This window comes from Celerinatantimonas marina (assembly GCF_046054165.1).
Taxonomy (GTDB): Bacteria; Pseudomonadota; Gammaproteobacteria; order Enterobacterales; family Celerinatantimonadaceae; genus Celerinatantimonas.
Window position 1 is genome coordinate 171152 of sequence record NZ_JBFNXK010000004.1, and the last position, 12671, is coordinate 183822.

Consider the following 12671-nt stretch of genomic DNA (forward strand, 5'->3'; position numbering starts at 1 on the left):
ATCAGCCCGATACGGCTCAATACCGTCCGACGAGTTGCTCCCAGCCTGATAGAACTAGAATGCTCTTTATAAAAAAAGAACTCCCACGGATGAGAGTTCTGATCAAAATTGATAGATCAATCTGCGTTCAATACGGTTAATTGAGTAGCTCTACCGCTGCTGATGGTACTTTATCGTTGGGTTTTGCTGTAGCCTCGCTCCAGCAATCAGCATTTTTAATACCTAACTTCGATGGATGAAATACCGGATTGAGCCCCTGCTTTCGCTGAGATTCATAATCTTTTAAAGCTATCACCGCCGGTTTGGCCAAAATAAGAATCGCAATAAAGTTAATCCAGATAATCAGCCCCATACCGACATCGCCAATGGCCCAAGCTTCTGAGGTGCTAATCGTAGCGCCATAAAAGGTCGAAACAATGATCACCACTTTTAAGATTTTATTTCCTAAACTAAATTTCTGGTCTCGGATTAAAAAAGCAAGGTTGGTTTCGGCAATATAAAAGAATGCGATCACGGAGGTAAAAGTAAAAAACAATAACGAAATAGCTAAAAAGGCGGAGCCGAATCCCGGATAGACCGAATCGATGGCCGATTGTGCATAAGCAGGCCCCATTTTTACATCCGGAACATGATTCACAAGGTAAGAGCCATCTTTGGCAAAGATGTTGTACATACCTGTTGAAAGGACTAAAAACGCGGTTCCGGAACAAACTAACAAGGTATCGATATACACTGAAAAGGCCTGAATCAATCCTTGCTTAACCGGATGAGAGACTTCGGCCGCCCCGGCATGATGCGCGGCGGTGCCCATCCCGGCTTCGTTCGAATAAATCCCGCGTTTAACCCCCCAAGCAATCGCAGAACCGATAATGCCACCGAAGGTTGAATCTAAACCAAAAGCACTGCTGAAGATTAATTGCAGCACCGATGGGATCGCATCATAGTTCACAGCTAATACCGTGAGCGTGATAGCAATGTAGCCGAACGCCATAAACGGCACGATCACCTGCGATGTTTTGGCAATGCGTTTCACGCCGCCTAGAATCACAAAACCCAGCAGCAAGGCATAAATACCGCCGGTGAGATACGGATTTACCCCAAATGCACTTTCGACGGCAATCGCGGAGGTACTGGATTGGATCTGCGGTAACAGGATGGCTAAAGCAATGATCGCGGCCACAGCAAACAGCCGTGCAAACCATTTAGAACCAATCCCTTTTTCGATATAAAAAGCCGGGCCGCCCCGATATTGTCCGGCATGTTTCACTTTATAGATCTGCGATAACGTCGATTCAATAAATGCACTGGCTGCGCCAATAAATGCGACCACCCACATCCAAAAAACAGCACCCGGACCACCCAGCGCAATTGCGGTAATCACCCCGGCAATATTCCCGGTTCCGACCCGGCTCCCTACCGAAATCCAGAGCGCCTGAAAAGGCGAAACACCCGCTTTCGACGCATCACTTTCTTTAATTAACTTAAACATCTCCTTAAATAATCGGATCTGGCAAAATTTAGTTAAAATAGAAAACAATAAACCAAAGGCTAATATTAAATAAACGATCGGTGGTGCCCACAATATTCCATTCAATGAGCTAATGATAGTATCCATATTCTTTCCCTAAGTTGTTTGAATTGATATTCTTTCTATAGATTGTTTTCAACCTGAGTAATCGCTTCATCCAGGATGGATATCCCTTCATCTAATTCCTGATAGCTCACAGTAATGGGGGGAGCGATTCGAAAAACACCGCCCATCCCCGGTAAACACACAATATTCATATGCAGACCTAATTTAAGGCACTGCTGGGTAATTAAATCTCCGAGTTGTTCTGAACGTTCTTTATTCGTTTTATCTTTAACAATTTCGATGCCTTGTAATAATCCTCGTCCCCGGGCATCTCCGACAATCTCGTGTTTTTGAACTAAACGCTGCAGTGCATTGCCTAAATAAGCACCTTTTTCCCGGACTTGCGGGATCAGGTTATCTCGCTCAATCACATTCATCACTGTACATCCCACGGCGGCGACCAGCGGATCGTTCACATGCGAGGTGAAAAACACAAATCCCCGTTCGTTTGCCTTTTGTTCAATGGCTTCACTTGTCACTAACGCGGCCAGCGGAAGCCCCGCTCCCAGCGTTTTGGATAGCGTTAAAATATCGGGCGTGACGCCATCATGTTGAAACCCGTACCAATGCCCAGTGCGACCAAAACTGGTCTGCGCCTCATCAAAAATCAACAACATGCCTCGTTCATGACATTTTTGTTTGAGCGCCGCTAAATATCCGGGAGGTGGAACCAGAATGCCGCCCCCCGAAACAATCGGCTCGACGATACAAGCGGCTAAACTACCTACCGATTGGGCATCCACCATTTCAAAGCCGTAATCTAACTGTCGCCGCCAGTCGAGATTGCCATTTTTATCAACAAAGTCAGGCCGGTATTCATAAGGCGTGGGAATGGCAAATTGCCCGACTCCGGTGGGGTAGCCGTTTTTGCGAGCCGAGGCGTACGTGGCGCCTCCGCTGGCTTCGGTGAGCCCATGCCATGAGCGGTTGAACGAGACGACCTCAAATTTGCCGGTCACCAATTTAGCCATGCGCAGTGCGGCTTCATTGACTTCCGAGCCGGTTGATAACGGGATAACTTTGGTTAACGGATCGGTGGCGGTCTGAGCGATATGGGTACATAAATTAATGCTCGGTCTGGAGAGCATGCCACTAAATAAATGATCAAGCCGACCACTGGCTTCGCGTAAGGTTGCAACCACATCAGGGTGTGAATGCCCCAGAGTGGAAGACATTTGTCCGGAGGTAAAATCTAGAATTTTGCGACCCTGCTCGGTATAAACATAACTGCCTTCGGCATGGTCAATAATCTCAGGGATAAAATAAGGCGCGCCATATCGGCCCACATGGCGAGTAACATCATCCCAGGGATTCTCTCTTTTCTCATATGGATTAATCATTTAATTGCCTATTCCTCAAATAAATTTGGCTTTTTTAATATCTATAGAAGCTAAATTTAAATTAAATATTAAACAATCAAATATTTTTAAAGCATATGTTCAGACATTCTTAAATATTAGTTTTTTATCATTATATATTTCAAATTAGCCATCAAAAAAACTAATTAAGCACGAATACCTCTCTAACTTTTAAGATAAAAAATCTTTTAAATAAATAATTCCAGACATTACTTTTACAATACCAGCCATAAACCTCAATGACTGTATCCATATGTTCTACAACAGCCGCACACTTTTGGGGAGAATATGTTCCATTATGGTTCTTTTATTATTATTTCAACGGATTTATTGATAAAAATGAAAATAAAATAGAAGCTAAAATCTGAGGGAAATTAGAAAAACTAACATGACTATTTATTAATGCCTTTCAGATGAATCAGTTTTTATAAAATAAATCATATTTATCGCATTGAAAACAATGCAATATGCACAAAGGCGCAGCTTTAAGGATGACCATAAAAAAGGCGATGCTATCATCGCCTTTTCCTATAAATTGACTTCATCCGCTCTGTTAAATAGTAGCTGAATCAATCACGTAACGGTAACGCGCTTTTTTGTTGACGACATTTTCCCAAGCTTCGTTAATTTGTTCCGCTTTAATAATTTCGATCTTTGGCAACACTTTGTGATCGACACAATAATCGACCATTTCTTGTGTTTCTTTGATACCACCGATCAATGAGGAATTGAAGTTCACCCGTGAGGCTGCCAAATTCAGCGCGTTTACGGTCACTTCAAATTTCTCAGGCATCCCCACTTGGGTAAAGGTCCCGTAAGGTTTAACTACCGAGGCATACGCTGCCACATCAAAGGCATATGGAATAGTAGAAATCATATAATCCATCTGACCTCGGTACTGATTCAGTTTGGATAGATTATCCACCACGATCACTTCTTTAGCCCCGAATGACAGAATATCTTTGACTTTCGACGGAGATGTTGTGAATGCATACACTTCAGCCCCTTTGGATACAGCAATTTTAACCGCCATATGGCCTAAGCCACCGATCCCAGCGACACCGACTTTAGTACCGGGTTTCAGATGCGCACGCATCAATGGTGAATAGGTGGTGATGCCGGCACACAATAAAGGCACGGCTTCCTGGAACGTGACATTTTCAGGAATGTGTACCGCAAAATGATCTTCAACGACGATGTTATTCGAATATCCACCCTGTGAGATACCGGTGGGTGAACGATCATCCGGATAACCGTAGGTAAAAATAGTATCCGGGCTATATTGCTCTTCTTCAGCATGATGGTGATGATGGTTCCCCACCATACAACCGACACCAGCCCGATCACCGACTTTAAATTTAGTCACGTTTTTACCAACCGCAGCCACGATACCGACGATCTCGTGACCCGGGACCTGTGGATACTGTTGTGCTCCCCAGTGGCCTTTTTCCTGATGGATATCAGAATGGCAAATACTGGCATATTTAATATCAATCAGGATGTCATTGTCCCCGACCGGACGACGTTCAAATTTCCATGGAGCCAATTTACCCGAGGTATCAAAAGCGGCATAACCACGCGCTTGAATGTTGCCTTTGGCATCGGTTTGACTGGCAAAGACATTCATTGAACCTGATAGCATCACCCCTGCACCAATGGCACCGGCGGCTACTTTCATTGCTTTTCTTCTGGTCTGATCGATATCTTCACTCATTTTGGTGACTCCTTCATTAAATTACTCAATGATCCCATCAACAGGCACTCACTTCAGATAACATAACTACATCAGTACCATTGTGATCTCGTATTATCACTATAACCGCTGGAAATCGCTCGACTCCCATCAATCATAGTGGAAAATTCGGCAATCATAGCCTCATATCCACTCAGAAAAGAGCATAAATCGACTCATTCATGTGGACATCAAGGCCAAAACTACTTCTCTGAACCCAATAATTTAGCCTAAACCAGTAGTCAACAGACAGCCTATTCATGCTGCATTCTTGCCTGATCCTGCTGGTTATCGATTGACATCACATTAATTAAACAAATAGCCAGCTCCTGAGGGTGATGAACATAGACATCCAAGATGAAAACTCCGGTGCAACCTTATCCCCAAACTCTATTTAAAGCGCCCATTTCTCCCCTTTGAGTGCAATCGTTTACCGATGTCCACACGAATATTGACGCGTTAATAAGCCTCTTTTTTATACGGTATAATTTATGCTAACAAAAAAGTGAACGCAAAGTGAACACATTGGAGCTCCCACTCTGCTATGGAATGATCCAATTACTATTAATTTTATTATTTAATATGGCTGAATACCAAATGATAATATTATCTTAATGACGCTCTTAGACATTGTTACTTTTTATATTCTTAAATTGAGATCCATATTCTTTCTTAAATCAAAACATATAGCGCTTTGAAATCTAATAGGATGTATTCAATGCTTAATATCTGGCGACTCAAATTATTGGTGCAATTTCAGACCTTGGGAACCATGCAACGCGTGAGCGAAATGATGCATACCAGTATTGCGGCCGTCTCTCAGCAGCTCAACCTGTTAGAGAAAGAAACCAATCTCATATTATTTGAGAAAGTAGGTCGCCGAATGCAACTCACACCCGAGGGGCAGAGCTTAGTCAATAAAATCAGGCCGGTGCTCAATCAGCTGGAATCGATTGAGAACTCGTTGACGGACACCTCTGAAGAAGTTCAGGGAACCGTTCGGATTGCCGTTTTCACCAGTGCGCTAGAAAAAGTGGTGATTCCCGCTGTATCCCAGTTATCCCAGCTTTATCCCAAACTTCAGATCCGCCTCACCGAAATGGAACCCGATATCAGTCTTCCTGCGCTGGATGCCTATCAATTTGATCTAGCTATCGTCGCTTACTCTGAAAAACCGCATTTACTGGAACAAAGCCATCGCAAAGTCATCAAACTAGGTCATGATCGACTTCGGGTCCTGGTCAGTGATAAAAATCCCATCGCTAAACAGTCCCACATTGGAATCGAAAGCCTAAAAGCACAAAATTGGGTATTAGAGCCGGATGGGACCTATTTGTGTGAATACACTAAAAACCTATGCCGAAGCGCCGGATATGAACCCAATGTCATCAATGTTGTCCAAAGTTACCTATCGATGCACTCGATGATCGCTCAGGATCTTGCTATTGGAATTCTTCCGACACTCGCGATTATTGAATCCATTCAGGGGATCCATATGATCGATTTACAGCCAGAACCCACCCGCGATATTTATCTGGTCGCCCGGAAAAATACCACGACGACCCGCGCAATGAAGATCGTGATGGACACGCTTTGTCATCGTTGCCAGAGCATTGTGGATTTGTGTCACGAATGAAATGCTCCCAAAGGAGCATAAGGCCGTGTTATTCAGAAGGCACGGATGTACATGTAGCGGCTGCGTGTTCAACCTGTGGATGATCGCGTAATTTAATACGACTGGCTAAGAGCGCTGAGACCAATGCAAAAATGCCGGTGATCAGCAGCATCAATTGATAATTCCCTTCCAGGTCATAGAGATCCGCACCTAACTGCGTCGCAACGGCAGCACCGATTTGATGGAATAACCAGATAAAGCCAAATGCAAATCCGCGAATATCTTTTCTGAAAATATGCAGTGAAACCGCCGATGTTCCAATCACCGTCCCCATATAGGAAATACCGAAGATAGAAACAAACAATAAAACCCCGAGCTGATTCGACTGTATCAATAAAATAAAGACCCCAATTGCCCGTAATAAATAAAAGCCAGAAAGCACCAGTCGTTTTGAATAACGATCGCATAATACTCCGGCTATAAGTCCCCCCACAAATTCCGTCACCCCTAATATTGCCAGACTCATGCCGATAAACCCGGAACTCAGACCTAAATCTTTAAGTTGTGCCACAAAATGAATATCAATATAAGCCATCGTAATGCCGCATCCCGAAAATGCGATAGCTAGATAATAAAAATAGCGATTGGTGAAGACTTGCTTTAATCGTTCACCAAAATGAGAGGGCATCGGCTCCGTTGACTGAGTCGTATCGGCTGATTCGGCTCCACTCAGATCTACCGCTCGCATCACAAAAATAGCCAATAACGTCAGCGGGATCATAAAAATTAAACCAATCCCGATATAGATCGTCCGCCAACTGGTAAATTGATTCAGATAAAGCCATAACGGCGCCAGAAAGACAAACCCTAAAGCCGCACCATTGGTCACTAATGCATATAAAAATCCCTTAATTTTCGGGGCATTAATTTCATCAACTAATACGGCTAACGAGACAAAAGAGATCGCCGTATAGGCAAAAGCGGCGCCGATCCCATAAATAAATAGAAAGCTGATAAAATGTTGAGCCACCGCCATGAGGAGGAAAAATAAGCCACTGATAAAAATTCCACCGATGATCGTCTTTTTAGCCCCCAGCCGATCGGCAATATATCCCACGATCGGTGAACTAATCCCAAATACAGCCATAAATAATGTTCCAGACAGTGCAAACTCTCCCCGACTCAACTGGAAGCTATCTGACATCGAAACAAAAAATACCTGATAAGACGTTTTAATACTGGTGGATAATAAAGAAACGGATATGCCAAAAAAAACGATCAATAACAATATAGAATTCCTTTTGATAAAACTCATTTAAATTTCCTTATATAAAGTTATTCGTTGTTTAATTTTAGAGATATTCAGGATAGGTATATCAGAGTGAATCACTCATGCTTCGATACAATTCAATATTGAATCATAAAAGCAATTCCAATAAATCATATTCGACGATCCTATGATGAATAAAATCGCTTACCTAAATAACGCAGTCCAATCGTTTATGCACGGGACAAAAAAGGAGCCGTGATGAACCCATAGCTCCTATTCTATAAAAGCGAAATTTAGCCCTATTTTTTAAAACGATAATAAATATGGCTCATATCATTGATCTCGTCACCGCCCACGCAACGGGTGGGCCCATCACTTGACTCTCGAGGGGAGACCATCGCTCTAAACTATTACAAAAATGCACCATTATCCACTTGGATCACCTGGCCGGTGACCGCTTTACCCATCTCGCTAGCAAGATATAACGCAGCATAAGCCTGATCACGAGGTTCTGTCATGGGTACTGTGGTATTAACGTATTTATCCGAAAATTCCAGCATCACGGCGCCACCTTCCTGCTCACCCGCCGCCCAAGCCGCTGCGGCTTCGGTATCCGTCACACCCGGGGCAATAGCGTTACAACGAATGTTGGTACCGGACAAACGAATCGCAATGTTCTTAGTCATGGTGTTTACCGCCCCTTTGGTTGACGTGTAAGCAACACCACAGATCGGCAAGGTCGCATTCACCGATGAAACATTGATGATGCGCCCTTCATTACGCGGAATGAAGTGCTGAACGGCTTCCCGGCAAAAGCGAAACACACCACTTAGGTTCAGCTCAATAATACTCGCGAAGTGTTCATCACTGGCTTCTTCAACGGCGACCATATCTCCAGAACCGGCATTGTTCACCATAATATCCACATGTCCGAATTCTGCGATAGCTCGTTCAAAAACAGCTTTAGGAGCTTTCGGATCGGTGGAGTCAGCCACAACGGCGATAGCCTTACCGCCACCCGTCGCATTGATTCGATCGGTAACTTCCTCCAACAAGGCTTGTCCTCGAGCTGTTAAAACAACATTAGCCCCTTCTTCAGCAAATAGTTCTGCAATCGCCAAACCAATGCCTTTGCTTGCTCCTGTGACAATGGCTGTTTTACCCTCTAATAATTTTTTCATATTGTTTTCCCCTTGATTAAGGTATCTAGAGTCTGTTGACATACCCCATCAGACCGGCAACCATACATCGATACCGCTGCAGTCTACTGTAGAACCTTACAGAATAGGCTATTGTGATATCAGCAGATACCCCTTTAAAACAGCATATCGACATGAAATAGATTCATAAATTGGGCAAGTAAACCCAGCCACCGTCATCAAAACAAACATTGCACCGAGCGCCGCCAATATGGCACGATAAATCAGGATATGAAGATTAAATAGGGGCCCATCAATGTCTCGAATATTGATTACTGGTTCGTCCGATGGTTTAGGACTATTAACCGCTCAGCATCTCATTAAACAAGGTCATCAAGTCGTTCTCCATGCACGGAATTCACAGCGAGCCGAAGAGACTCAAGCACGAATCCAAGGGGCTTGGGCGATGGTCACCGGTGATTTGTCTAATATGGCTCAAACACGCGGGCTTGCCGAGCAGGTGAATCGGTTGGGAACGATGGATGCTGTGATCTATAACGCCGGAATTTATGGTACGCCCCAGCAGCAAACAACCGAGGATGGACTCAATTCGATATTTGCGGTCAATGTTTTAGCTCCTTATATACTATCGGTTTTATTAAATCGTCCACAGCGCCTGATCTTTTTAAGTTCCAGTATGCATTATGGAGCCCGACATGATGTGCAAGATATTAATTGGGAAAAGCGAGCCTGGAATAATACGGCCGCTTATTCAGAGTCAAAACTTTACGACACCATGTTGGCCTGTGCGATAGCGAGGCTTTGGCCGCAAGTTTATAGTAATAGTGTCGATCCCGGCTGGGTTCCGACTCGGATGGGCGGCCCATCGGCTCCAGATGATCTCCAGTTGGGCTGTGAAACGCAGGCTTGGCTAGCCGTCGCTGATGAGGCTGCCGCACATGTAAGTGGCCAATATTTTCATCATATGCAGCCGCGCGATCCCGATCGTGCGGTATTGGATCCAAACAATCAGCAACGTTTGTTAGACTTTTGCGCCAAGGTGTCCGGATTGTCGGCTGAATAAAAAACCCTTCCCGCTTTCCCCTTCAAAAGAGGAGGTGTTTAGCCCGCCCCTCACCCGTAGCCCGGATAAAACGAAGAGGAATCCGGGAACCCACCGGCCGATATTTTCATCATATGCAACAGCGCGAGCCAGATCGTGCGGTATCGGATCCAAGCAATCAGCAGCGTTTGTTAGACTTTTACGCCAAGGTGTCCGGCTTGCCGGCTGAATAAAAAACCCCTCCCGACCTCCCCTTCAAAAGAGGAGGCGTTTAGCCCGCCCCTTCACCTGTAGCCCGGATGTAACGAAGAGGAATCCGGGAACCCACCGGCCGATATTTTCATCATATGCAACAGCGCGATCCAGATCGTGCGGTATCGGATCCAAGCCATCAGCAACGTTTGTTAGACTTTTGCGCCAAGGTGTCCGGATTGTCGGCTGAATAAAAAACCCCTCCCGACCTCCCCTTCAAAAGAGGAGGCGTTTAGCCCGCCCCTTCACCTGTAGCCCGGATGTAACGAAGAGGAATCCGGGAACCCACCGGCCGATATTTTCATCATATGCAACAGCGCGATCCAGATCGTGCGGTATCGGATCCAAGCCATCAGCAACGTTTGTTAGACTTTTGCGCCAAGGTGTCCGGATTGTCGGCTGAATAAAAACCCCCTCCCGACCTCCCCTTCAAAAGAGGAAGCGTTTAGCCCGCCCCTTCACCTGTAGCCCGGATGTAACGAAGAGGAATCCGGGAACCCACCGGCCGATATTTTCATCATATGCAACAGCGCGAGCCAGATCGTGCGGTATCGGATCCAAGCAATCAGCAGCGTTTGTTAGACTTTTGCGCCAAGGTGTCCGGATTGTCGGCTGAATAAAAACCCCCTCCCGACCTCCCCTTCAAAAGAGGAAGCGTTTAGCCCGCCCCTTCACCTGTAGCCCGGATGTAACGAAGAGGAATCCGGGAACCCACCGGCTCCCCCAATGCAACAAAATGGAATCCGGGAATCACCGATGATGATACTGGATCAAAAACTGTCCCTGATGTTCTGCAATGTACGCAAAAGCAAGCTGTCCAAAATGCATCCCGGCAACCAAGATCTTGTCGGCGCTGACGCTTTTTAAGATATTTTTTCGGGTTTGTATTGCAGCCACTTTGTCGTTATCAAAAGCAATTGCAACGTCAGGATCTGCAATTTGAATATCCGGGAAGTGAACAATGTCGCCCCAAATCAGTAATTGCTGCCCTCCGGAACAAATCATATATCCCGTATGCCCCGGCGTATGTCCGGGGAGAGGAACCGCGTGAAGGTCAGGGAAAATTTCGCCGCCCTCAATGATTTTGATTTGATCTTTATAATGAGCGAAGACCTTTCGGGCGAATATAAAGTTTCGCTGAGCTCGTTCATTGGCCTGAACAAACGTGGCGTCATCACTCCAAAAAGCATATTCATTTTGATGCATGATCAGGGTTGCGTTTGGAAAGGTCGGTGCTTCAGCATTCGTCAACAATCCGCCGATATGGTCGGGGTGGGCATGTGTCAGCAGGATCATATCGATGTCATCAGGTTTGATATTGCAGCAAGCTAATTGCTCGTTAAGAAGCCCGCCCCAATGATTAAGCCCACCCGCACCACTGTCGATTAAGATGGTTTTTCCTTTCCCCTCAATTAAGAAACAGTTGATATTGATGGACGATGGATCTTGAGCTCCTGCGGCAACGAGCCGTCGTTGCGCTTCATCCTTTTCAATATTGGATAAAACCGCAAGATCAGCCGTTAGCTTTCCATCGCTCAAACCGGTGACCATAAACTCACCTATTCTGAGCTGGGGTAATGTTGAACGTGTCATAGAGTAACCATTAGTTGAGTGCATGGATATGTCCTGCATCGTAACCGAAACAACGGATTCGAGCCGGCAACGCGATATGTTGCTCCACCGACTGATGGAGCTCGGCTAGAAACTGATCCATCACCTGCGCGGTTCGATACGGCTGTTGGCGATATTTTATCTCGATGCTCACAGGCAGACCATGGCCGGGAGTCACGGCGATAAAGATGATGTGTATCTTTTCCCGTTTCGCCTGCAAGATTTGAAGACAGAGCTCAATACATTCACGAGTCAAAACATCGAGTTGTTCTTTAGCCGGCATGGCTGATTCAGAAATAAAAATAGAGATATTAGGCATCACGCTCTCCTGCGGATGCAAGTTGAGTCATTTGTGGAGGCGTTAGTTGTTCTGTCATCGGCCGATAAACGCAAATATGCGCTGGCAATGGGTGGGGTAACTTCGGAAACTGCGACTCCGTGATCGTCGTCATCCATCTTCTTTGCGGTGCTCGATCTAACCCTTCGGCATTGAGATAAGTGACGTTCAGCCCCAGCTCAATGACGAGCGGTTGATCTTCGGTTCCCATAAGCAAGTATTCATTGCCGCTAACGGCGGGAGCAACGTTGATGCCACCGTAAATATTTCGATGCCAATGCGTAATATAGGATTGCCACTTGGCAAAGTGCCCTCCGCCTTTTAGCCGGTATTCTTCACTCTCCAAGACTGCGGGAGTTTTAATCGAATGCAGGGCTAGATACAGCGCCTCGCTGCCTTGGTCAGCGATAAATCGTTGTGAGGTTAGAAAGCCGGTCACGGAGATCAGTGCCGGTAATTTTTTAAGACTATAAAAATCATTCCATTCTGGCTCGGCTTCGCGGTTATTGCAGCGGCATTCCACGGTATAAATCATCTTGTCGGTCCTTATCGGGTTATCACTCATCATTACTAAAAGTCATGATAGATGACCGAATCAACTTATAAATCGATATTTATTCACATGTTAATGACTTAATGTAATACTGAGTCGATATCACTA

At 45.3% G+C, this 12671-nt stretch carries 10 protein-coding genes; 2 read left to right on the plus strand and 8 right to left on the minus strand.

The genetic code is table 11. The features are described from left to right. Nucleotides 1-136: 136 nt before the first annotated feature. From ABUE20_RS06080 to ABUE20_RS06090, 3 genes are all read right to left on the minus strand, one after another. Nucleotides 137-1615 (minus strand): alanine/glycine:cation symporter family protein, encoded by a 1479-nt coding sequence (locus ABUE20_RS06080; protein ID WP_408618967.1) that lies wholly within the window; start codon nucleotides 1613-1615, stop codon nucleotides 137-139. A 35-nt stretch (nucleotides 1616-1650) separates the two neighbouring features. Further along, entirely contained in the window at nucleotides 1651-2973 is a 1323-nt protein-coding gene (locus ABUE20_RS06085) for an aspartate aminotransferase family protein (protein WP_408618968.1), read from the minus strand. 571 nt (nucleotides 2974-3544) lie between these two features. Next, nucleotides 3545-4705 (minus strand): NAD(P)-dependent alcohol dehydrogenase, encoded by a 1161-nt coding sequence (locus tag ABUE20_RS06090; protein ID WP_408618969.1) that lies wholly within the window; start codon nucleotides 4703-4705, stop codon nucleotides 3545-3547. A gap of 736 nt (nucleotides 4706-5441) precedes the next feature. Here ABUE20_RS06090 and ABUE20_RS06095 point away from each other — a divergent pair. Next, a complete protein-coding gene (locus ABUE20_RS06095) occupies nucleotides 5442-6359 on the plus strand; it encodes a LysR family transcriptional regulator (RefSeq protein ID WP_408618970.1) in 918 nt (305 codons plus the stop codon). Nucleotides 6360-6387: 28 nt separating this feature from the next. On the opposite strand, the gene ABUE20_RS06100 is transcribed toward ABUE20_RS06095, so the two are convergent. After that, on the minus strand, nucleotides 6388-7626 hold the full coding sequence (locus ABUE20_RS06100) for an MFS transporter (protein WP_408618971.1): 1239 nt from the start codon (nucleotides 7624-7626) through the stop codon (nucleotides 6388-6390). 392 nt (nucleotides 7627-8018) lie between these two features. Beyond that, nucleotides 8019-8789, minus strand: coding sequence for an SDR family NAD(P)-dependent oxidoreductase (locus tag ABUE20_RS06105; protein ID WP_408618972.1), 771 nt, complete (start codon nucleotides 8787-8789; stop codon nucleotides 8019-8021). Nucleotides 8790-9063: 274 nt separating this feature from the next. On the opposite strand from ABUE20_RS06105, the gene ABUE20_RS06110 reads away from it, so the two are divergent. Further along, entirely contained in the window at nucleotides 9064-9831 is a 768-nt protein-coding gene (locus ABUE20_RS06110) for an SDR family NAD(P)-dependent oxidoreductase (RefSeq protein ID WP_408618973.1), read from the plus strand. 981 nt (nucleotides 9832-10812) lie between these two features. Here ABUE20_RS06110 and ABUE20_RS06115 read toward each other — a convergent pair. The 3 genes from ABUE20_RS06115 to ABUE20_RS06125 are packed head-to-tail and all read right to left on the minus strand — an operon-like array spanning nucleotide 10813 to nucleotide 12545. Beyond that, nucleotides 10813-11655 carry an MBL fold metallo-hydrolase gene (locus ABUE20_RS06115; RefSeq protein ID WP_408618974.1) on the minus strand — a complete coding sequence of 281 codons (843 nt, stop codon included), beginning with the start codon at nucleotides 11653-11655 and terminating at the stop codon, nucleotides 10813-10815. Nucleotides 11656-11665: 10 nt separating this feature from the next. Next, on the minus strand, nucleotides 11666-11992 hold the full coding sequence (locus tag ABUE20_RS06120; protein ID WP_408618975.1) for a hypothetical protein: 327 nt from the start codon (nucleotides 11990-11992) through the stop codon (nucleotides 11666-11668). Then, nucleotides 11985-12545: a sugar ABC transporter gene (locus ABUE20_RS06125; RefSeq protein ID WP_408618976.1), complete on the minus strand. Its 561-nt coding sequence runs from the start codon at nucleotides 12543-12545 to the stop codon at nucleotides 11985-11987. The genes ABUE20_RS06120 and ABUE20_RS06125 overlap by 8 nt, the downstream gene beginning before the upstream one ends. Nucleotides 12546-12671 lie beyond the last annotated feature (126 nt).